A 22,582-nucleotide genomic window follows, 5' to 3' on the forward strand; every position below is an offset into this window, starting at 1 on the left:
TCTTAGGAAAAATGCCAGTTATAACTTGGTCAAAAGAGAAAATTGAGGCAGCGTTTGACCATGGGCCGTCTGATCAAGTTCCTGATATATCTGATTTGCCTGTGTTTCATCGGGCTGGTGGGATATGTCTACCTGGGTGAGTTTTTTGGTGCAGATTTCTCTGCGCCGCAAAGCGAGGTCAGGGAGCCGGTAATACTGAATGTCGAATAAAGTGGCGGTGGTTGCACTGTTTCTTGCAGGAACAGCGCAGGCGCAGCAGGAACCCCTTTCTGTTATTGAATGGCTGGCCAATCCTCCGGAAAATCTTCCGGGGACGGTTTTGCTTGAGCCACCCGTGACGCAGCCCGGCGGTCAGCCCGATGTTCTTGTGACCCCACTTCAGGCATTGTCACAACCCCTGGGCCTGGTTGCTTCGACTGTCACAGGATTGCCTGTCGACATGTGGCAGAACAGCGATCCCCAACGCCTGTCCGAACTGATCGAAAGCGTCCCGGTCAAGTATAACCCTGCAATGCAGCGTTTGCTGTTCACGTTGCTTTTAACCGAAGCTCGGGCACCGACGTCCAGTAAAGGGGAAGAGATTTTGCTTTTGGCGCGGCTCGACCGCCTCATGCATCTTGGCGCTGCAGACCCCACGCAATCATTGGTACAGCTGGCAGGCCCGACGAACAGTCTTGACCGATTTCAACGCTGGTTCGACGCCACCCTTCTGACCGGGGATGAAGATCGCAGTTGCACGGCGCTGATTGCTCAGCCGCATTTGTCACGGGACTATGCCGCTCAGATTTTCTGCAAGGCTCGGCGTGGGGATTGGGACTCGGCCGCTCTCACGCTTGAGGCAGCCCATGCCCTACAGGTTCTGGCACCACAAGAGCTGGAGGTTCTGGACAGGTTTCTAAGCCCCGAACTGTACGAAGATGCCGAGTATCTGCCGCAACCGGACGACCCGTCGCCCCTGATGTTCCGCTTGTTCGAAGCTATTGGCGAACGTTTGCCCTCGGCTGCTTTGCCTCGCGTCTTCGCAAATGCGGATCTGCGGGATGTTGCGGGCTGGAAGGCTCAGGTCGAAGCCGCAGAACGGTTGACCCGCGTTGGGGCGCTTACGCCAAATCAACTGCTGGGGCTCTATACAGAACGGTCTCCGGCTGCGTCTGGAGCCGTATGGGACCGGGTATCGTCGATACAGCGGTTCGAAAAAGCACTGGATTCTGGCAATTCGGCAAAGATCGCCAAAGCTCTGCCGGTGGTTTGGAACCAGATGCGCAATATCGGCCTGGAAGTGCCATTCGCTGAACTTTTCGCCGGGCGCCTCTCTCAGGTCAAACTACAGAAACCCGCGGCCGAGGATCTGCGGTGGCGCATTCTGTTGCTGTCAGATCTATATGAAACAGCGGCGTTGTCGGCTCCGGACAATTCTGAAGAAAGTCAGTTTCTGGCTGCGCTGGCTCAGGGTGATCCGGGGCGCGCGCCCTCCCCTTCGCCGCTTGCGGATGCCGTTGCAGAGGGGTTTGCATGGGCGGCGCCGGTGCCAACCGATATTGGCAACATGCTGGACGAAGGCCGCCTCGGTGAGGCGCTTCTGGAGACGATGGTCTTGTTTGCCCATGGATCGCGGGGAAATCTGGTCGACCTGACAGCTGCCATGGCAACCCTGCGCCGGGTCGGTCTAGAAGATACCGCGCGCCGCGCCGCGCTGAACCTGCTGATCCTGCAGGGCAAGTGATCATGACGTCTCCGGGCTCTGACGAAATCTGGATTTCGACCTTTCTGGAAGCACAGGCCGCCGAGTTAGGCGCTGCCCAAAATACGCTTGTTGCCTATGGCCGCGATCTCAAGGATTTTGCGGCCTGGCTGCGGCGCCGGAAAATTGGGTTTGCCGAGGCCGACGCCAAGCAGGTTGAGGATTACCTGATCAGTTGCGACGCACAGGGATTGGCTCAATCCACCCGCGCCCGCCGTTTGTCTGCCATAAAACAGATTTATCGGTTCGCATTCGAGGAAGGCTGGCGTTCGACAAACCCCGCGATCAAGATCAAAGGCCCAGGACGGCCAAAGCGGCTGCCGAAAACTCTGGATGTATCCGAGGTGGACCGGTTATTGGTTGCTGCGCGCGAAAGCGGGCGAAACAACATCGAAAAGCTGCGCAATACCTGCCTGATGGAAATCCTGTATGCCACCGGGATGCGTGTCACTGAACTGGTATCGTTGCCGGTGTCATCGGCGCGCGGCGATCCGAGGATGCTCTTGGTATTGGGAAAAGGCGGCAAAGAGCGGATGGTTCCACTGTCCCCTCCGGCTCGACAGGCGCTTTCGGCATGGTTGGCGGCTCGGGATGAGACTGAGGAAAAGCGTGTTACAAAGGGTGGGCAGAGTTCCCGATTTCTTTTTCCCTCACGTGGCAAGGCCGGGCATCTGACACGGCATATGTTCTATCATCTGATCAAGGAACTGGCGGTTCACGGTGGGGTTTCGCCCGAAAAGGTTACACCTCACACCTTGCGTCACGCTTTTGCGACACATCTTCTTGCCAACGGTGCCGATTTGCGATCGATCCAAACATTGCTTGGTCACGCGGATGTGGCGACCACAGAAATCTATACTCATGTCCTGGAAGAACGGCTGGCTGAACTGGTGTTGCAGCATCACCCATTAGCTAAAGATCCAGTTGAAAAGGGCTAACTCCTTGATCCAGTCAAGCCGCGCCCCCATAACAGACGCAGAAACACAAGCAGCTAAGGACCGATGGAACCCTCAACTTCTCTGATCGACGGCACATTCTGGCTTACGTCCGGTGCCATATTGCTATTGCTCTTCTTATCGGGGTTTTTCTCGGGTTCTGAAACGGCTCTGACGGCCTCGTCACGCGGCAAGCTGCGGGCGCAGGCGGACAAAGGGTCGCGCGGGGCGCAGAAGGCGCTGGACATCACCGACGACAACGAACGGCTGATCGGATCGGTTTTGCTGGGCAACAATCTGGTCAACATTCTTGCGGCCTCGTTGGCCACAGCGATGTTCACGCGCCTCTTTGGCGAAAGCGGCGTAGCGTTGGCAACCCTGGTCATGACCTTGCTGGTTCTGATTTTTGCTGAAGTTTTGCCCAAGACTTATGCCATAACCAATTCGGAAAAAGCGGCATCCGCCGTTGCTCCGATCATCAGCGTGGTTGTCACCCTATTCTCACCGGTCGTTTCGGCCGTACGCCTATTGGTACGGGGAGTTTTACGCCTCTTCGGTGTACAGATCGACCCGGATAGCAACATTCTGGCCGTGCGCGACGAAATCGTTGGGGCCCTGCATTTGGGCCATTCCGAAGGCGTGGTCGAGAAGGAAGACCGTGACCGCATTCTGGGCGCTTTGGATCTGGGTGAACGTGCGGTTGAAGAGATCATGCTCCATCGTTCGAATATCGAGATGGTTGATGCGGATGACGCTCCCGAGGCGATCCTGAAACAATGCCTTGAAAGCCCCCATACACGCCTGCCTGTCTTTAGGGACGAACCAGAAAACATCGTTGGGGTTGTTCACGCCAAAGACCTGTTCCGCGCTATGTATGCTCATGCAGGAAGCAGCGAACGTGAAAACAACCGACTGAAAGAGTTCGATGTCTCAAAGGTAGCGAACGCCCCTTATTTTGTGCCTGAAACGACCACTCTGGACGATCAGATGCGGGAATTCCTGCGGATGCATAGCCATTTTGCGCTGGTGGTCGACGAATATGGTTCACTCAGGGGTCTAATCACGCTTGAAGATATCCTCGAAGAAATCGTCGGCGAGATTGCTGATGAGTTTGATATTGATGAGGACGTCCCGGTAACGCGAACCGAAGACGGCCAGTACCTTGTTGAAGGCGCCATGACGATCCGCGATGTAAACCGCGCGATGGAATGGTCTTTGCCCGACGAAGAGGCCAATACCGTGGCCGGTCTGGTCATCCACGAAGCGCAGATGATTCCGATTACAGGTCAGGTATTCTCGTTCCACGGGTTCAGGTTCGAAGTCGTCGCGCGCGAAGGCAACAGGATCACAGAGCTGAAGATCCGTCCCCTCTGATCCTCTCGCCGCGACAGCCTATGTCGTGAACGGAACAGTATCCCTGGTTCTGCGATTGCAGGCTTTGACTATATCGCAAGGGGAGACTGTGACGTGAAGACAACAACTCAGGTAGCTGTAATCGGTGGCGGCGTTGTCGGGTGTTCGGTTCTTTATCACCTGACCAAGCTGGGCTGGTCGGATGTGATGCTGCTGGAGCGGTCCGAATTGACCAGTGGCTCGACCTGGCACGCGGCGGGTGGTTTCCACACGTTGAACGGCGACACCAATATGGCCGCACTGCAAGGCTATACGATCCGGCTGTATAAAGAGCTGGAAGAGATCACCGGCATGTCCTGTGGCCTGCACCACGTTGGCGGCATAACGTTGGCCGATGACCGCGACCGGTTTGACATGCTCCTGGCCGAACGTGCCAAGCACCGCTTTATGGGGTTAGAGACCGAAATCGTGGGCCCTGAAGAGATAAGGAAAATCGCACCGATCACCAATACCGACGGCATCATCGGCGCGCTCTATGATCCGCTGGACGGGCATCTTGATCCGTCCGGAACCACCCATGCCTATGCCAAAGCGGCGCGGATGGGCGGCGCAACAATCGAAACCCATTGCATGGTGCACGAAACAAATCAGCGCGCCGATGGCACCTGGGATGTGGTCACCAACAAGGGCACGATTCATGCCGAACATGTGGTCAACGCTGGTGGGCTCTGGGCGCGCGAGGTTGGCGCCATGGCCGGTGTCTATTTCCCGCTGCATCCGATGGAACATCAGTACCTGGTCACCGACTCGATCCCCCAAATCGAGGCAATTATCGACGCAGGTGGCGAACATCCCCATGTCATGGATCCCGCCGGCGAAAGCTATCTGCGGCAAGAGGGACGCGGTCTGTGCATCGGCTTTTATGAACAAACCTGCAGGCCCTGGGCTGTCGACGGCACCCCGTGGGATTTCGGTCACGAGCTTCTTCCCAACGATTTTGACAAGATCACCGATAGTATTGAATTCGCTTATCGCCGCTTTCCTGTTCTGGCCGAGGCTGGTGTGAAATCGGTGATCCACGGGCCGTTTACCTTTGCACCGGACGGCAATCCTCTGGTCGGGCCGGTTCCGGGGTTGCGCAACTATTGGTCGGCCTGCGGCGTGATGGCCGGGTTCAGCCAGGGCGGCGGCGTTGGTCTGACACTGGCGCAATGGATGATTGAGGGTGAGCCAGAGCGCGACGTCTTTGCGATGGACGTGGCGCGGTTCGGGGATTGGATCAGCCCGGGCTATACCCGTCCTAAGGTCATCGAGAACTATCAGAAGCGGTTCAGCGTCTCTTATCCGAACGAGGAATTGCCGGCAGCCCGCCCAGCCCGCACAACGCCGATGTATGATATCTTTACCGATCTTGGTGCTGTGTGGGGTCAGCAATACGGGCTTGAGGTGCCCAATTACTTTGCCCAAGGGGATGAACCGGGCTATGAAACGCCCTCGTTCCGCCGATCCAACGCATTCGATGCCACCGGGCGCGAGGTTCGGGCCGTGCGATCAAGTGTTGGCATCAACGAAGTGCACAATTTTGGTAAATACCGCATTGTTGGACCTGCTGCCCGTGATTGGCTGGATCGGATCATGGCGGGCCGAATCCCGAAACCGGGCCGCGTGTCGCTAACCCCGATGCTATCACCAAAGGGCAAGCTGATCGGTGATTTTACCGTTTCCTGTCTTTATGAGACCGAGTTCAGCCTAACCGCCTCCTACGGCTCTCAGGCGTTTCACATGCGCTGGTTCCTGCAAAATGCGCAGGATGGCGTAGCTGTCGAAAACATCAGCGATCGGCAGAACGGGTTCCAGATCGCCGGCCCAAAAGCCACGCAGGTTCTGGCGGCCTGCACCCGTGATGACCTGAGCGGATTTCGGTTCCTCGATCTGCGCCGCATGACCGTTGGGATGGCCGAATGTATCGTCCAGCGCGTCAGCTATACCGGCGATTTGGGGTACGAGATCTACTGCGATCCCATGGCACAAAGGCAGTTGTGGTGGACATTATGGCAGGCCGGGCAAGAACACGGCATCGTTCCATTTGGCATGCGCGCGATGATGAGCCTGCGTCTGGACAAGTTCTTTGGCTCCTGGATGCGAGAATTCTCGCCTGATTACACAGCCGCGGAAACCGGTCTGGATCGGTTCATTTCCTTCTCTAAGAACGCCGATTTCATTGGCCGCGCAGCTGCCGAGGCGGAACGCACCTCAGGCGCTGCCCGTCGGCTGGTCGCGTTCGAGGTCGATGCCGAGGACGCTGATGTCAACGCGTATGAGCCGATTTGGCTGGGCGGAAAGGTCGCCGGGTTTTGCACTTCGGGTGGCTATTCGCACTATGCAGGCAAGTCCATTGCCATGGGGTTTCTGCCAACAGACCCCGCTGTGGACGGGCTGGAAGTAGAAATCGAAATACTTGGCCAGTTGTGCAAGGCACGCGTGATCTCAGAACCGTTATTCGACGCCGATGGCGCGCGTATGAGGGGATGACACAGCTTTCATACGTCTGCATTGTCGGCGCATGACGCGAATACCCATCATCCTTCTGGCCGCCGGACAATCCCGGCGTATGCGAGGCGCAGATAAGCTGCTGCAAGAGATTGATGGCTGCCCGCTGCTGCTCCGTTCCGCCCAGACAGCACGGGCCGCATCGTCGGTTATTGTTGCCCTGCCGTCCAAGCCTCATCCCAGGTACGACGTGTTGCAGGGGCTGGACCTGCATCTGGTCGAAATCGCAGATGCGGAGGAAGGTATGAATGCAAGCTTACGAGGGGCTCTGTCCGCTGTTGGGCCAGAGGCCGAAGCCGTCATGGTTCTGCTAGCTGACCTGCCTGAAATCACTCTGGATGACCTTCAGACGCTGATCAAGGCGACTAAGGCGTATCCGGATAAGCTGATCTGGCGCGGGTCGACCGCGTCAGGACAGCCTGGCCACCCTGTGATTTTCAGCCGTCTCCTGTTTGATCAAATCAGCCGCCTGACCGGAGACGAAGGCGCACAATCAGTGGTTCGGGACCATCAGGACAAGGTCCATCTATGTGTGCTCCCCGGCCAACATGCCGTGCTGGATCTGGACACGCCCGAAGCATGGGATATCTGGACCAAAAATCGCAACAGTTAAAACGAGTACGGCCCGGTCAATGAAGACCGGGCCGGTTACCCAATTAAGGACTACCACTTTTCACTGATCCTGAAAGCGCGTCCAGAACACACTAGGCATTCCGAATATTCCGCAACCGAACCTAAACAAGACCCCCTCGTTAACATGCCGCTCAGCGCTTCCAGAGACTGTGACAAGCCGTTGGCACCCCCTAGTGCCGCCGACTTCCCTTCGCTTGGGCAAGACCATCGTCACCTATCAGATGCTCTCAAACAACGTAAAATTGGCCTAAACTTGCATTTTCTGATGTTTCAGTTTGGTTTTTACGCAACATCTCTCTCAATGTGTTTCTACTATAGGTTGTTCGTCCAAGAAAATCTAAAAGCAAGTACACTCCATTTATCACAGACCATATATATAACATGTTCATAATATGATATGTTTCCGGCAAATTCAGCCTATGAGACCAGATCCACTCACAACCAATGGCTGTGTCATAAATCCATCAATTTCTGAGAGCTCGCTTTGTTTATCAAACAGATTTAATTCAACTAAAATCATCATTTGACTGCCGAACAGGCAACAATCCACCGATTCTAACCTTATGATTCGGAAGATTTCCGCGAATCTTTGCTACCTGACGCCGGGATAGAGCCTCTCGTTTGTGGCAAAATTAAGATTTATTAACCAACCAATCAGGAAAGTCACAGACTGATGCAGCATCTCTTGATCCAAGGCGCGGCCAGTGTCGCGTGCTTCAATCAGGAGACCAAAATGAGCATCCGTAAATCCTCTCTTCTTATGCCACGCACATCAAACTGGATAGGCGTCTCAGCGCTGAGTGCGGCATTGTTGGCGACGACCGCCCTGCCCTCGAAAGCTGACGAAGCGCTGGCTGATTTAGTTGAGAGCGTGTCACCTTCTGTCGTGACCATCATCGCGGAACAAAACGCCGCCAAGGGCCCGGAAACCGGACAGCAGTTTGATTTCGAAGGCCAACCATTCGGTGAGTTCTTCAAACGCTTTGGCGTGCCTGAAGGGTTCGATGCCCCCCGTCGTGGTCCTTCTCAGGGTTTGGGGTCAGGTTTTGTACTGGATGAAGCCGGATACATCATTACGAACCATCACGTGGTCGACGATGCAGCGACCGTGACCGTTCGCCTGAATGATGACCGAACTTTTGAGGCTGAGGTGATCGGTACCGACCCGTTGACCGATATCGCGGTTCTCAAGATCGACGCGGGCGAGCCACTTCAGGCCGTAGAGCTTGGCAATAGCGATGTGATCCGTGTGGGCGAGGATGTTGTCGCCATCGGGAACCCGTTTGGCCTCAGCTCGACCGTGACGACCGGGATTGTATCGGCCAAGGACCGCAATATTTCGCAGGGACCTTATGCCGAGTTCATCCAGACGGATGCGGCCATCAACAAAGGCAATTCCGGTGGCCCGCTGTTCAACATGGATGGTGAGGTTATCGGCGTGAACTCGGCCATCTATTCCCCGAGCGGTGGGTCGGTCGGGTTAGGTTTTGCCGTCACGTCGAACATTGTGGACCATATTGCCGCGGATCTGCGCGATGATGGCCAGGTCAGCCGCGGTTGGCTGGGTGTGTCAATCCAGAATGTCAGCCCTCAGATCGCTGCGGCGATGGGAATTGATGCCTCAAACGGCGCATTGGTTTCGGACGTTGTTGCCAACAGCCCTGCCGAAGGCATCCTGGAACAGGGCGACGTCATCCTGACCTTTAACGGCGAACCCGTCGCGTCCAGCAGCGACCTGCCGATCCTTGTCGGAACTACCAAGGTTGGAACAGAAAGCACGCTTACAGTTTTGCGCAACGGCAGTGAGCAAGACATAAAGTTGACGATTGGACAGCATCAGTCCGCATCGGCCAAAATTGACAAGTCAGTGGATGAAGGCATTTCGGGCACCGCCCTGGGTGTCACCGTTGCACCACTAACAGAAACCAACCGTGCGGAACTGGGCATGGCCGAGAATATTGACGGTGTGATCGTCACGGACCTGAAACCGGACAGCCCTGCAGCCAAAGCCGGTCTTCAGCGTGGCGACGTGATCGTGAAGCTGGGCAACCAGGATACGGCCACTCCTGACGCGCTGAAAGACGCGCTGGACAGCGAAAAAACCGATCCCGCGCTTGTCCTGATCAACCGTGGCGGCAACCAGATCTTTGTTGCGGTGGAAATCGCCTGATCGAACACCTGCGCGCGCCACGTGATGGGGAGATCTGGCGGGCGCCTCTCTGGCATGATTGAATTGTCCGCAATCTGCCGGAGCAGCCGGGTGCGCAACGACGCACCCGGCATCTAAACTGGTCAAATCTTGTACTTTGTTTGAAAAATTGTGTTTAAGTTCCGGTAGAAAGGATTTCAGATCATGAGCCGACGCCTGTTGATCGTTGAAGATGATGAAGACACCCGGGAATTCATAGCAAAAGGGTTCAGCGAGGAAGGATATGTCGTCGAACAGGCCGCGGATGGGCGCGAAGGGCTGTATCACGCCACAGATGGTGGCTTTGACGCCATCGTTCTGGACCGAATGCTGCCCGGTCTAGACGGCCTGTCACTGATCAAATCCATGCGCGCAGCGGGTCTGAAAACTCCGGTTCTGATGTTAACCGCAATGAGCGCGGTCGATGAGAGAGTCAAAGGCCTGAGGGCCGGTGCAGATGATTATCTGGTCAAACCGTTCTCTTTTCAGGAACTGCATGCGCGGATCGAAGCTCTGTTAAGACGCCCGCAGGAATCTGAGGAAAACCCAACCCTGACCTGCCGCGATCTGGATATGGATTTGCTGACCCGCAAAGTCACCCGCAACGGGCGAGAGATTACCCTGACACCGCGTGAATTTCAGATTTTGGAATTCTTCCTGAGACGCAAGAACCGCGTAGTGTCACGCACCATGTTGCTGGAAGGTGTCTGGGATTATCATTTCGACCCGAACACCAATGTGGTTGACGTCCATATCTCGAAACTGCGCCGCCAATTGGATGAAGGCGGAGAGATCCCGTTGATTGAAACAGTCCGGGGCGCAGGTTACATGATATCTGATGGATAACCTACGGCTTTCGTTCAATAATTCCAGAACGCGTTTGGTTCTGGCCAGCATGGTTCTGAGCACATTGCTGACAGCCACCGTGCTGGCCCTTGTCTATGTCACCGCAAATCGCAGTATCGAAAGCGAAACCCGCTCGGTGGTTTCCGCGGAATTGACCGGTCTGGCCGATGAATACGAAAGGCGCGGGCTCATCGGTTTGCTGACAGCCATCGAACGCCGTATTCCCACCGCCTCTGAACGGGATGCCCTCTACTTGTTGACCGACCGCAACGGGACGAAATTGGCTGGCAACCTGAGACAATGGCCCGATGACATCACTGCCGGAAGTGGTTGGGTCCAACTAGAGCTGCGACGCTCGGACAGCGAACAGCTGGTGCCAATTTCGGCTGCATCCATTCGTCTGCCGGGCGGAGAACGCCTGCTTGTCGGGCGGGATGCGTTGGCACGACAGCAGTTTGACCGTGTTCTTTTACGCTCGGTCGGCTTCGCGCTGGCAATCGCGCTGGCGCTGAGCGTCCTGACAGGCTGGCTGTTTACCAGGCTCGTCTTTTCGCGCTTGTCTGACATCGCCTCAACCGCAGAAAACATCGTTTCAGGCGACCTGTCGCGCAGGATGCCCTTGCGCGGGACCGGTGATGAATTCGATCAAGTTTCAGGTACGCTCAATACGATGTTGGACCGGATCGAGGAGTTGGTCAGCAATCTACGGACGACCTCGAATTCGATCGCGCATGATCTACGCTCTCCTTTGTCGCGGTTGAAACAGCGGGTCGAATCCCTGTCAGATAGCCGCAAATCCGAACAGGATCGCGAAATCGACATCGCGCGCGCGACGACCGAGGTTGATCATGTCCTGCGGGTACTGGGCCAACTGACTGAGATTTCGCGTGCCGAAGCAGGTGTCGGGCGAGAGCAGTTCGAAGATGTCGACCTTAAGCAACTCGTGGCGGACGTGGTCGAGCTCTATGATCCGGTTGCCACGGATCAGGGCGTAACACTTGAAGTTACAGGGTCAACTGCCCCCCTTCCCGGCCACCGCCCCCTTTTGTCTCAGGCACTGTCCAACCTGTTAGAAAATGCGCTGCGATACGCGCCTGATGGTTCGACCATCACGATCAATATTGCGGATGACGGCCTGTATACCAACCTCAGCGTGCGAGATCACGGCCCCGGTGTACCACAGGACGATCTGGCCCGTCTGCAGATGCCCTTTGTGACACTCGATCCCGCCCGGACCGAGCGCAATGCAGGTCTGGGCCTGGCTTTGGTCGCAGCGATATCGCATATGCACAAAGGCATGTTCGACGCCCGCAACTGTGATCCGGGCCTTGAAGCCACTATTCGTCTGTCGCGCAAACCCTGATCCGGTGATCATGAACCGCAAAGGTAAAAAAGGATCGGGTGACAGTAATTCTGACACCGGTTAAAACGTCGATTATGTCTGACCCGATCTCAACTATCCGTAATCTCGGCCCGGCCTATGAACAGGCTTGCGCGCGCGCCGGTATCCACTCGGCCCAGCAACTGCGCGAGATAGGCCCCGACGCGGCCTATGCAAAACTCTTGCAGGCAGGATCGCGCCCTCATTTCATCGGCTATTATGTTTTGGTGATGGGGCTGCAAGGCCGCCCCTGGAACGATTGCAAAGGCGAAGAGAAAAAAGCCCTGCGGCAAAGGTTCGACGCAATCAAAGCCAGCAACGGTACTGCGCCGCAGACGAAGATGATTGCCGACTTGGATGCGATCGGCGTCCGGGTATCTTCGGACGACTTGAAACCCGCATAGAAAAAGCCGCCCCCGACCCCGGGAGCGGCTTTATAGGCTTGATCTTAAAGCAGATTAGCCGACCAGTTCGATGCCCGAGAAGAAATAGGCGATCTCAACCGCTGCGGTTTCCGGTGCGTCTGAACCGTGGACCGAGTTCTCGCCAACCGATTCAGCGAACTCGGCGCGGATGGTGCCGGGGGCCGCATCTGCGGGGTTGGTTGCGCCCATGACTTCGCGGTTCTTGGCAATGGCGCCTTCGCCTTCCAGAACCTGTACAATAACCGGCTCGGACGACATGAATTCGCACAGTTCGTCATAGAACGGGCGCTCGGCATGGACGTCATAGAACTTGCCAGCTTGTGCTTTGGTCATGTGAATGCGCTTTTGCGCAACGATGCGCAGACCGGCCTCTTCAAACTTGGCGTTGATCTTGCCAGTCAGGTTGCGGCGGGTTGCATCGGGTTTGATGATCGAGAATGTGCGTTCCAGTGCCATGTCGGCCTCTCCTTAAAATAGGGCGCGGGGCCCGCGCCGAAATCCATCGCGGGCCGCGTATCATGGTCTGTAGCTTATGAAAAGTGTTATGATGCCCTGCTCCGGCGCTTTGCCGGTCACAATGTGCCGGGCAACGGGTCCAGACGGTCGATCCTACGAACATAGAGCACGGCCAGAAGGCCGATAAAGCTGCACCCGCACATCATGCCAAGCACAAGAAAGGGTCCGTTTTCCGGGCTGACAAAGGCGCCGGTGATCGTGGTCAGAACCGCCCCCAGCGCAACGATCATTGCACCTGACAGGCCCGCCGCGCTGCCTGCCAGTTTGGGACGAACCGACATCACGCCCGACGATGCATTGGCGTTGGTCAGTCCATTGCCGAAACCGACACAGATGGCCGAGCCGAAAAAGACCCAAACCGTACCAAGCCCGACCCAAAACAGAAGCAGCCCGCAAAGCGGCCCTGCCGTGGCCACATTCCGCCCTATCAGGATCATCGTTGTTAACTGCGTCCGCGCCGCCAATCGGCCAGTGACAAAATTCCCGACCATGAACCCGCCGGTGATAATGCCGATCCCAAGACCCAGCATCGCGGGGCTCAGATCAAACCAAGCAGCTGCAACCAACGGTGCACCGGTGATAAAACTGAAAAAGCCGCCGATCGAAAATGCCGCGCATAGGGCATAACCCCAAAACCTTCGGGCGCGGAACAGATGCGGATATTCCTTCAGCTGCGCCGCGAATGTTGGGGCGCGGTTTATATTGGTCTCTCCCATATCAAACCACAGCAAAGCCAGCAGACCGGTGCCAAGTACGGAATACAGAACAAACCCCGAGCGCCAGCCAAACAGCATGTCCAACGCGCCGCCCAACATCGGTCCCAGCATTGGCGCCAGCGCCATAGCCATTGCGACATAGCCCAGCTTGCTGGCCGCCTCGTTGGGGGGATAGCGGTCTCGGATTGAGGCGCTGGACAGCACAGACCCGGCGACAACCACAGCCTGAACGAGGCGAAAACCCAGAAACACCCAGATTGACCCAGCCAGCACACAGCCGATGGATGCGACCACGAAGATCGACATGCAGATCAACAGGACCGGCCTGCGCCCATATCGATCCGACAGAGGACCCATAATCAGTTGCAGCACAGCAGAAACCGCCAGATATCCCGCAACCGCCAGATTCATAAGGCCGTAATCCACCTGAAAGTCCACGCTCATATGCGCCAGCGATGGCAGGAACATATTCAGCGTCAGCACCGACAACGCTGTGGCAAAGACCAGCGTGACCAACGACGGAGGTGTTCGGGCTGTATGCATGATGGAACCGTGTGAAAACTTCAGGCAAAACAGCGCTAACACATTGAATGCCGGTTGAACATGCAAGCTGCTGGCGGCGGCATAACGGCTCTGCTAAGAGCAGCATATGTTACGGATTCAAGACATCACCTATGCCGTTGAAGGCCGCCCTTTGTTCGAGGGCGCAAGCGCAACCATCCCCGATGGCCACAAGGTTGGACTAGTGGGGCGCAATGGCACCGGCAAGACCACCCTGTTTCGCTTGATCCGGGGGGAGCTGGCGCTGGAATCGGGCAGTATCGCTGTCCCGAAACGGGCGCGTATTGGTGGCGTGGCGCAAGAGGTGCCCTCGTCCGATGCCTCACTGATCAATACCGTTCTGGCCGCCGATACCGAGCGCAGCGCGTTGATGACTGAAGCCGATAGTGCCACCGACCCCGGACGCATCGCCGATATTCAGACCCGGCTGGCCGATATCGACGCCTGGTCGGCCGAAGCGCGCGCAGCCTCGATCCTCAAAGGGTTGGGGTTCGATGACGAGGATCAGCTGAAACCCTGTTCGGACTTTTCCGGCGGCTGGCGCATGCGCGTCGCGCTAGCAGCGGTGCTGTTCTCGCAGCCTGATCTGTTGCTGCTGGACGAACCGACCAACTATCTGGATCTGGAAGGCGCTCTGTGGCTGGAAAGCTATCTGGCGAAATATCCGCACACGGTGATCATCATCAGCCATGACCGCGGGTTGCTGAACCGCGCTGTGGGGTCGATCCTGCATCTGGAAGATCGCAAGCTGACCTATTACGCGGTGCCTTACGATAAATTCGCGGAACGCCGCGCCGAACGTCTGGCACAGGCGGAATCGGAAAACACCAAGGCCAAGGCGCGCATCGCACATCTGCAAAGCTTCGTGGATCGCTTTCGCTATAAGGCGTCCAAAGCAGTTCAGGCCCAGTCGCGCCTGAAGATGATCGAACGAATTCAGTTGGTCTCGACCCCGCAAGAGGCTGCTCTGCGCGCTTTTTCCTTCCCAGAACCCGAAGAACTGTCGCCCCCGATCATTCAGATCGAAGGCGGTGTGACGGGATACGGCGAGACCGAGGTGTTGCGCAGACTGAACCTGCGCATTGATCAGGATGACCGTATCGCGCTGCTGGGCAAGAACGGTCAGGGCAAATCGACCCTGTCCAAGCTGCTGTCTGATCGTCTGCCGTTGATGGCTGGCAAGATGAGCCGCAGCACCAAGCTGCGCATCGGCTATTTTGCACAGCATCAGGTGGATGAGCTGCATGTGGACGAGACGCCCTTGGATCATCTGCGCCGATTGCGCCCGAATGAAGCTCCGGGCAAGTGGCGCTCGCGTTTGGCCGGGTTCGGATTGAATGCCGATCAGGCAGAAACCAAGGTCGGGCGGCTGTCCGGCGGACAAAAGGCGCGCCTGTCGCTGCTGCTTGCCACCATCGACGCCCCGCATATGCTGATTCTGGACGAACCGACCAACCATCTGGACATCGAAAGCCGCGAGGCGCTGGTTGAGGCATTGACCGCCTATTCCGGGGCTGTAGTGCTGGTCAGTCATGACATGCACCTGCTTTCGCTGGTGGCGGACCACCTCTGGCTGGTCTCGGACGGATCCGTCAAACAGTTTGACGGGGATCTGGAATCTTATCGGTCCCTACTGCTGGGCCGCGACAAACCTGTTAAGGAAAAGCCGCTGACGGCCAAGCCCAAACGCCCATCGCGCGAGGCGGTTCTGAACCTGCGCGCCGATCTGCGCAAATGCGAGGAACGGATCGAGAAATTGACGGATATGCACGAAAAACTCTCGGCCAAACTGGCTGACCCCAGTTTGTATGAAGACGACAAGATCAACGACCTGGCGACCTGGAACCGGAAATTTTCCGAGGTGGTCGAGGCAATGCAAAAAGCCGAGGCGCTTTGGGTGGTTGCAGCAGAGCGGTTGGAACAGGCAGAGACCGCAGCATGATGGATACAGCCTTTCTCATAACCTCGTTTACAACATTGCTTGTGGTCATTGATCCGCCAGCACAAACGCCGATCTTTGTGGCCCTGACACAAGGCATGGATCGGCATGCGCGTTATACAATAGCGGTGCGCGCCTGTCTGACGGCGGCTGGGATTCTGGCCATGTTCGCCGCATTCGGCGAGGCGGTTCTGGGCTTTATTGGCATCTCGATGGAGGCGTTCCGCGTTGCGGGCGGCGTTCTGTTGTTCCTCACAGCGCTGGACATGCTGTTCGAACGGCGCACCAAGCGGCGCGAAAACAGCGCCGAAGAAGAAGAGCATCCTGATCCTTCGGTATTTCCGTTGGGTATTCCCCTGATTGCAGGACCCGGCGCGATTGCCACAATGATCCTGCTGGCCGGGCAGCATCCGGGCATAGAGGGTCTGGCCGTGGTGATCGGCATGATGCTGATCGTAGTGGCGATGGTGTTCGTCACCTACCTGTCTTCAGGCGCGGTGGCACGAATTCTGGGCAAGACCGGGCTGAATGTGCTGACCCGCCTGTTGGGCATGCTGCTGGCGGCCTTGTCAGTTCAGTTTATCTTGGATGGGCTAAAAGCCTTTGGATTTGCGTCATAAATCCCCATATTGGATTCGAGTGACGCAGTAAGGTAGCGGTATGGACGGCGACAGCATTGCAAATCTGGCCTATCTTGGATTGCTGGGCGCAGCGGTCGTGGCCTGGTTTATCTCTCAGAACCGGCAAAGCCTGAACAAAACGTTGCAACAGGCTCTGGCCTGGGTGTTTATTTTTATCGGCATCATTGCCGCCTATGGACTATGGGGCGATATCCGCAGCACTGTGGGCCCTGCCCCGCAGATGACCGTGACCGGCGAAAGCATCGAGGTGCCGCGCGCCTATGACGGGCACTACTATCTACCGGTTCTGGTCAACGGAGAGCCCATCACCTTTTTGGTCGATACCGGCGCCAGCCAGATTGTGTTGAACGAGGCGGATGCCAGACGCATCGGTGTTGACCCCGATCAGCTGAACTATTTCGGGCGGGCCCTGACGGCCAATGGCGAGGTGCGCACCGCCCCGATACGGCTGGACAGCCTTGAACTGGGGCCCATCACGGATCGCAATGTCTCGGCCTGGGTGAATGAAGGGGCGCTGGATCAGTCCTTGCTGGGCATGGATTACCTGCACCGGTTCTCGAATATACAATTCGCGGATGGGCGTCTGATCCTGTCGCGCTGATACCCTCTCGATATTGAGAACATAATAAGAACATGCTAGAGTAATAGCATGTCCACACACCTTCTTGGCCGCAAACCCGCACGACAAATGGCAGGGCTGAATCTCCATCCGCAGATCACCCTGCAACTGGCCCGCGTGCACGAGGCCTGCGGCCCCGCCCGGCGCAGCTTTGCCATGTGGTTGGCCGGTCAGGCACAGGGGCCGGTTCTGTGGATTTCCCCCGCGTGGGAGGCCAGCCAGTTGCACCCCGGTGGGATGATGGCCTTTGCCGATCCGGCCCGGTTCCTGTTTGCCCGCCCCAACCATGCCGAGGATCTGCTGTGGTGCATGGAAGAAGCGTTGCGCAGCGGGGCAACCCCACTGGTGATCTGCGATCTGCCCGAGGCGCCCGGCCTGACGCCGGTCCGACGGATGCATCTGGCCGCGGAACAAGGCGGCACGATGGGGCCAGCCCCGCTGGGCCTGTTACTGACCCCTGGCGATGGCGGCGCACAGGGGGTTGAAACCCGCTGGCACATGGCTGCGGATCATCACGCCGGGGTTCCCTGCTGGACCCTGACTCGCCGTCGCGCCCGCGCCCTGCCCCCGGTCAGCTGGCAGGCCACCCAGACCAAGACACATGCCGGGCTGAACCTGACGCGGATCAAGGCCCAAGATGTGTATTGGGGGGAATAAGTTACGCGGCTCACGGCACTTGTGACTAGCCAAGTGCCACATCCAACCCTAGCGTTCCGGTATGAGCCATCCAATCCATGACAGCCGCTATTCTTGGCTTCGCCTTCTGATCACCCTCGCAATCGCTACGGTGGCGAATGTGGGCATGTGGGCAGTAATCGTCGTGATGCCCGCGATCGAGGCGCAATTCAGCGCCGGTCGGGCCGAAGCCTCATTTCCCTATGTCTTGTCGATGATCGGGTTTGCACTGGGGAACATGTGGCTGGGGCAACTGGTTGATCGGTTGGGCGTGACCAAGGCACTGATCGGTGCCGCCCTTCTGAGCGCGGTCAGCTATCTGTTGGCAACATGGGCGCCGAATATGCTGCTCTTGTCACTGGCCCATCTGCTGTTGGGGTTGGGCACGGCTGTTGGTTTTGGCCCTCTGATCGCGGATATCTCACACTGGTTCATGAAACGCCGCGGGATTGCGGTGGCGTTGGTTGCCAGCGGAAACTACCTGTCCGGGGCGATCTGGCCAACGCTTCTGTCAGGCATCCTTGCACGTGAGGGATGGCAGCAGGTCTATCTGACGCTGGCGGTCATAACGCTGCTCGTTGTCATACCCCTGTCTCTGCTGCTGCGCCGGCAAGTCCCGATCGAGGCCCATCGGACCGCCGCCGCCAATGCGCAGATCAACGCGCGCAGCGTGGGAATATCGCCGCGCAGCTTGCAATACGTTCTTGGTCTGGCCGGAATTGGCTGTTGCGTGGCCATGTCGATGCCGCAGGTCCATATCGTATCCTACTGCGTCGGGCTCGGATATGGCCCGGCGGTCGGGGCCGAGATGCTCTCGCTGATGTTGCTGGGCGGCGTGGTCAGCCGAGTGATCTCGGGGTTGGTCGCCGACAAGCTGGGCGGGTTGATGACATTGCTGGTCGGCTCTTTCCTGCAATGTATCGCCCTATTTCTGTTCCTGCCCTATGACGGGATGGCCTCACTTTACATTATCAGCCTCATGTTCGGTCTGGCGCAGGGCGGCATTGTCCCCAGCTATGCGCTGGTCGTACGTGAATATATGCCCCCGCAAGAGGCCGGAGCACGCGTTGGCTTTGTGATGATGATGACCATCATGGGCATGGCACTGGGCGGATGGATGTCCGGGTGGATATACGACTTAACCGGAAATTATCAACTGGCCTTTATCAATGGCATCCTCTGGAACGGGCTGAACATCGCTATCCTGCTGATGTTGCTAAGGCGATCGCGGCCCCACAGGCAGGAGGTCATGATATGACCCAACTGACAAGGCGCGCTGTACTGTCCGGGTTGACCGCCCTTCCATTTGCGCGCCCGGCTCTGGCCGGGTTGCGTCCCTATGAACTGGTCCGCAATGGCACTTCCGTAGATTTTACGTTCGAGCTGGCCGGAATCACACAGTCCGGAACCATGCCGATACAATCTGCAGATATCCGAATAGACATGACCGACCTGACCAACAGCCGGGTGGATGTCTCGCTAAACGTCGCCAAGGCGCGCACCAACCTGCCCTTCGCCCGCAAACCGATGCTCAGCACTGGGGTTCTGGACGCCACAGGATTTCCCACAATTCATTTCACCTCGACCGATATTCAGCTTGGCAACGGTGGACGTATCTCGAACGGGGCCGAGATCACAGGAGATCTGACCTTGCGTGGTGTAACGCGACCAATCACATTGCGCGCCAATATTTTTCGCCCGCCCGGCAGCGCCCGAGACAACTTGAATAACCTCTCCATCCAACTCAGCGGTTCACTGAACCGTCACGAATTTGGCGCCTCGGGTTATTCCGACCTCGTAAAGGAAACTGTTGGCCTTGATATCCGGGCCAAGATCAAAAAGACTGGATAGATCAAAAACGACGCCACAAAGTCGATAAGCCGCGCGCACCGCGCTGGAAATATCGCAATCTGAGCCCATCATGCGCACGATCATTTCCTTTGCCGCCTTATTTCTTTCCGTCATTCTGCTTCAACTGTCCACCGGTGGCGTTGGCCCGCTGGATGCGATTTCCGGCCTGACCCTGAATTTCACCACCGGGCAAATTGGTCTGTTGGGCTCGGCCCATTTCGTTGGCTTCTTTGTGGGATGCTGGTGGGCCCCGCGCCTGATGGGAAGCGTCGGCCATTCGCGGGCATTTGCCGTTTGCACAGCTTTGGGCGCAATGGGGTTGCTGGGGCACACCCTGACGGACAACGCTTATATCTGGGCGGCCCTTCGAATCGCGTCAGGCGCCTGTGTCGCCGGGTGCTACACAGTGATCGAGGCTTGGCTGAACGCAAAAGTCACGAATGAGACGCGCGGGCGCGCCATGGGCACCTATCGCATCGTCGATATGGGCGCGTCCCTCTGCGCCCAGCTGATCATCGCAGTTCTGCCACCAGCATCATATGTCTCGTATAACTTGCTGGCGATCCTGTGCTGCGCTGCCCTGTTGCCGCTAACACTGACCCGCGCCAGCCAGCCCGAAACGCCCGACGCCCCGCGCTTGCGCCCGAAACTGGCCTGGAACAGCTCTCCTCTGGCGGTGGCCGGGGTGGTGGTTGCCGCGTTAAGCTCGGCGTCCTTTCGGATGGTCGGCCCTGTTTACGGGCAAGAGGTTGGGCTTGGCGTCGATCAGATCGCGTTTTTCCTGGCGTCTTTCGTGCTGGGCGGCGCGTTGGCGCAATATCCGATGGGATGGCTGGCCGATAAATACGACAGGCGCTGGGTACTGATCTGGCTTTCGGTTGCCGCCGTCCTAAGCTGCGGTGTGACCATGGCCGCCGGCAACACCGGAACCGTCGGCGTCATGCTGGCCGCGTGTTTGTTCGGCTTTACGACCTTCCCGATTTTCTCAGTTTCATCCGCGCACGCCAATGACTTTGCCACAACCGAACAACGGGTCGAGCTCTCTGCCGCGCTGATGTTCTGGTATGCGCTGGGTGCGATTGCCTCGCCTTACGTGTCATCCACTTTGATCCAATCCTTTGGACCCGGCGCGCTTTTTGCCTTTGTGGCACTTGGCCACGTGTTCCTGATCATCTTTGGTCTGGCGCGGATGCGGTCGCGGCCAACACCCGAGGAACGCACCAGCTATGTCTATTCACCGCGAACCTCGTTTACCATCGGGCGCTTGCTGAAACGATCCCGCGAGGAACGATAGAAAAAGGGCCGGGAAAATCCCGGCCCTTTCGTTTTAGTGTTCGGTGTGAGGTTCCTTGTCGACAACTTCGACCTCTTTCACCGGATCAACCGTCGGCTCTAGCGCGCCGTTGACGATGCCCCCGACCCCGTTTTCCATCGACAGGCCCAGCTCTTCGCCCAGCTTTTTCAGCGCGGGCATCTGCACGGCCATGCCCATGATCGAATCCAGCGCCTGGTTCACCACCGGCTTGTCGCCATTGGCGCCTCCGCCACCACCGGCGGCACCGATCCCGCCAACCTGGTGGATCTTGATCGAGTCGATCTTTTCGGCAGGTTTGACCATTTCCGCAATGATCGTCGGCATCGCTTCAATCCGGGCCAGATCAACCTTCAGGCGGATCTGATCAACGGACAGGGCATTGTCAGCCTCGACAATCGCGCGCTTACCTTCCGCTTCGGCCAGCATGTCGTTCTTCTTGGCCTCGGCGCGAATATTCAGCGCATCCGCTTCGGCTTGCGCCTCTTCACGGCGGGCTTCGGCGCGGTCGGCGGCAGCTTCTTTCTCGGCCTGGGCGGCCAGACGGATGGCTGTGGCCTGACGTTCAGCCTCACGCGTCGCTTCGATCAGCACGATCTGCTTCTGACGCTCGGCCTCGGCCACCTGACGGGCGGTAACCACTGCTTCGGTCGCTTTGGTCGCCTCAGCGCGGGCCAGATCGGCAGACGCACGGGCGCGGCTTTCCTCTTCGGATTTCTGCGCGATGATGATCTGACGCTCTTGCTCGGCAACCTCTAATTCGCGCTCTTTCGAGATCTCGGCCTCACGGATTTTACGCTCGCGCTCGATATCGGCGCCACGAATGGCTTCTTCACGGGCAATCCGGGCACGTTCGGTTTCACGCACCGAATCCTCGGTCCGCGCGGCGATCTCGGCCTCTTGCGCCACGCGCAGGGTTTCGATCTGTTGCGTCTGTTCGATGCGGGCCTGCTCTTCGTCCTTGTCGATCAACAGCTTTTGACGCTGAGCTTCCATGGCAGCACGGCGCACTTCTACCTCGGCATCCGCATCAATCTGCGCGCGCTCTTTTTTCGAGGTCGCAATCACCTCGGCCAGCTTGCGCATACCCACGGCGTTAAAGGCGTTGTTCTCATCCAGCGCTTCGAACGGCGTCTGGTCCAACGCGGTCAGCGAGACCGATTCCAGCGACAGGCCGTTTTTCAACAGGTCTTCGGAGACCGCATTCTGCACCTCTTGCACAAAGTCAGCGCGGTTTTCGTGCAGACCGTCCATGGTCATCTGCGCGGCCACGGCGCGCAGACCGTCGATCAGTTTGCCTTCGATCATCTCACGCAGTTGTTCGATATCGAATGTGCGGGCGCCCAGGGTTTGGGCGGCACGTGCGATGCCTTCGTCCGTAGCCATCACCGAGACATAAAACTCGACACCTACATCGACACGCATCCGGTCTTTCGTGATCAGGGCAGCCTCAGCGCTGCGTTGAACTTCAAGGCGCAGCGTTTTCATGTTTACTGGGCTGACTTCGTGCAGAAGGGGGATAACCCAAGCGCTACCGTCCATAATAACTTTCTTGCCGCCAGCACCAGTCTTAACAAGACTGATCTCGCGGGTGGTCCGTCGGTACAACCGTTTCAAAACCAATCCAATTAACACTAGTATCGATAAAACGGTCGCAACAATAATGATCAGGAGTTCAAGTCCCATGCAAAATCCTCCAA

General features: G+C 57.5%; 20 protein-coding genes. 17 read left to right on the forward strand and 3 right to left on the reverse strand.

Going from position 1 to position 22,582, the window contains the following annotated elements; translation table 11 throughout:
* The first annotated feature begins 60 nt into the window (after nucleotides 1–60).
* The 10 genes from AC2FHX_RS04525 to AC2FHX_RS04570 all read left to right on the forward strand — a co-directional run bounded on the left by AC2FHX_RS04525 (nucleotide 61) and on the right by AC2FHX_RS04570 (nucleotide 12,031).
* Nucleotides 61–210, forward strand: coding sequence for a hypothetical protein (locus AC2FHX_RS04525; RefSeq protein ID WP_185956616.1), 150 nt, complete (start codon nucleotides 61–63; stop codon nucleotides 208–210).
* Nucleotides 200–1,723 (forward strand): hypothetical protein, encoded by a 1,524-nt coding sequence (locus AC2FHX_RS04530; RefSeq protein WP_496700170.1) that lies wholly within the window; start codon nucleotides 200–202, stop codon nucleotides 1,721–1,723. The genes AC2FHX_RS04525 and AC2FHX_RS04530 overlap by 11 nt, the downstream gene beginning before the upstream one ends.
* A 2-nt stretch (nucleotides 1,724–1,725) precedes the next feature.
* Nucleotides 1,726–2,679: a site-specific tyrosine recombinase XerD gene (locus AC2FHX_RS04535; RefSeq protein WP_496677775.1), complete on the forward strand. Its 954-nt coding sequence runs from the start codon at nucleotides 1,726–1,728 to the stop codon at nucleotides 2,677–2,679.
* A 63-nt stretch (nucleotides 2,680–2,742) separates the two neighbouring features.
* Nucleotides 2,743–4,050: an HlyC/CorC family transporter gene (locus AC2FHX_RS04540; RefSeq protein WP_142634257.1), complete on the forward strand. Its 1,308-nt coding sequence runs from the start codon at nucleotides 2,743–2,745 to the stop codon at nucleotides 4,048–4,050.
* A 93-nt stretch (nucleotides 4,051–4,143) separates the two neighbouring features.
* The gene (locus AC2FHX_RS04545) at nucleotides 4,144–6,561 is read left to right on the forward strand and encodes a GcvT family protein (protein ID WP_496700168.1); all 2,418 of its coding nucleotides are present in this window, start codon (nucleotides 4,144–4,146) and stop codon (nucleotides 6,559–6,561) included.
* A 31-nt stretch (nucleotides 6,562–6,592) separates the two neighbouring features.
* Entirely contained in the window at nucleotides 6,593–7,192 is a 600-nt protein-coding gene (locus AC2FHX_RS04550; RefSeq protein ID WP_496700166.1) for a nucleotidyltransferase family protein, read from the forward strand.
* Nucleotides 7,193–7,945: 753 nt separating this feature from the next.
* Nucleotides 7,946–9,382, forward strand: coding sequence for a Do family serine endopeptidase (locus AC2FHX_RS04555; RefSeq protein WP_496700164.1), 1,437 nt, complete (start codon nucleotides 7,946–7,948; stop codon nucleotides 9,380–9,382).
* 183 nt (nucleotides 9,383–9,565) lie between these two features.
* A complete protein-coding gene (locus AC2FHX_RS04560; protein WP_142634264.1) occupies nucleotides 9,566–10,246 on the forward strand; it encodes a response regulator transcription factor in 681 nt (226 codons plus the stop codon).
* Complete coding sequence (locus AC2FHX_RS04565) at nucleotides 10,239–11,609, forward strand: sensor histidine kinase (protein ID WP_271946675.1); 1,371 nt, start codon at nucleotides 10,239–10,241, stop codon at nucleotides 11,607–11,609. The genes AC2FHX_RS04560 and AC2FHX_RS04565 overlap by 8 nt, the downstream gene beginning before the upstream one ends.
* A 74-nt stretch (nucleotides 11,610–11,683) precedes the next feature.
* Entirely contained in the window at nucleotides 11,684–12,031 is a 348-nt protein-coding gene (locus AC2FHX_RS04570; RefSeq protein WP_496677805.1) for a TfoX/Sxy family protein, read from the forward strand.
* Between the two features lie 54 nt (nucleotides 12,032–12,085).
* Here AC2FHX_RS04570 and ndk read toward each other — a convergent pair whose 3' ends face one another.
* Nucleotides 12,086–12,508, reverse strand: a complete 423-nt coding sequence (ndk, locus tag AC2FHX_RS04575) for a nucleoside-diphosphate kinase (protein ID WP_142634270.1) — start codon at nucleotides 12,506–12,508, stop codon at nucleotides 12,086–12,088.
* A gap of 116 nt (nucleotides 12,509–12,624) precedes the next feature.
* A complete protein-coding gene (locus tag AC2FHX_RS04580) occupies nucleotides 12,625–13,827 on the reverse strand; it encodes a multidrug effflux MFS transporter (protein ID WP_282021324.1) in 1,203 nt (400 codons plus the stop codon).
* A gap of 106 nt (nucleotides 13,828–13,933) precedes the next feature.
* Here AC2FHX_RS04580 and AC2FHX_RS04585 point away from each other — a divergent pair, with 106 nt between their 5' ends.
* The 7 genes from AC2FHX_RS04585 (at nucleotide 13,934) to AC2FHX_RS04615 (ending at nucleotide 20,864) form a co-directional block, all read left to right on the forward strand.
* Entirely contained in the window at nucleotides 13,934–15,787 is a 1,854-nt protein-coding gene (locus AC2FHX_RS04585; RefSeq protein ID WP_142634272.1) for an ABC-F family ATP-binding cassette domain-containing protein, read from the forward strand.
* Nucleotides 15,784–16,404: a MarC family protein gene (locus AC2FHX_RS04590; protein ID WP_142634274.1), complete on the forward strand. Its 621-nt coding sequence runs from the start codon at nucleotides 15,784–15,786 to the stop codon at nucleotides 16,402–16,404. The genes AC2FHX_RS04585 and AC2FHX_RS04590 overlap by 4 nt, the downstream gene beginning before the upstream one ends.
* A gap of 40 nt (nucleotides 16,405–16,444) precedes the next feature.
* Complete coding sequence (locus AC2FHX_RS04595) at nucleotides 16,445–17,026, forward strand: retropepsin-like aspartic protease family protein (RefSeq protein ID WP_142634277.1); 582 nt, start codon at nucleotides 16,445–16,447, stop codon at nucleotides 17,024–17,026.
* A gap of 48 nt (nucleotides 17,027–17,074) precedes the next feature.
* Complete coding sequence (locus AC2FHX_RS04600) at nucleotides 17,075–17,701, forward strand: ImuA family protein (protein WP_142634279.1); 627 nt, start codon at nucleotides 17,075–17,077, stop codon at nucleotides 17,699–17,701.
* Between the two features lie 61 nt (nucleotides 17,702–17,762).
* Nucleotides 17,763–18,977, forward strand: coding sequence for an MFS transporter (locus tag AC2FHX_RS04605; RefSeq protein WP_496700162.1), 1,215 nt, complete (start codon nucleotides 17,763–17,765; stop codon nucleotides 18,975–18,977).
* Nucleotides 18,974–19,570, forward strand: coding sequence for a YceI family protein (locus tag AC2FHX_RS04610; protein WP_496700160.1), 597 nt, complete (start codon nucleotides 18,974–18,976; stop codon nucleotides 19,568–19,570). Before AC2FHX_RS04605 ends, AC2FHX_RS04610 begins: the two co-directional genes overlap by 4 nt.
* A 70-nt stretch (nucleotides 19,571–19,640) precedes the next feature.
* The gene (locus tag AC2FHX_RS04615) at nucleotides 19,641–20,864 is read left to right on the forward strand and encodes an MFS transporter (protein WP_271946650.1); all 1,224 of its coding nucleotides are present in this window, start codon (nucleotides 19,641–19,643) and stop codon (nucleotides 20,862–20,864) included.
* Between the two features lie 33 nt (nucleotides 20,865–20,897).
* Here AC2FHX_RS04615 and AC2FHX_RS04620 read toward each other — a convergent pair whose 3' ends face one another.
* Entirely contained in the window at nucleotides 20,898–22,568 is a 1,671-nt protein-coding gene (locus tag AC2FHX_RS04620) for a flotillin family protein (protein ID WP_496690688.1), read from the reverse strand.
* Between the last annotated feature and the right edge of the window lie 14 nt (nucleotides 22,569–22,582).

It is taken from the genome of Ruegeria sp. CDSC042, assembly GCF_059610745.1.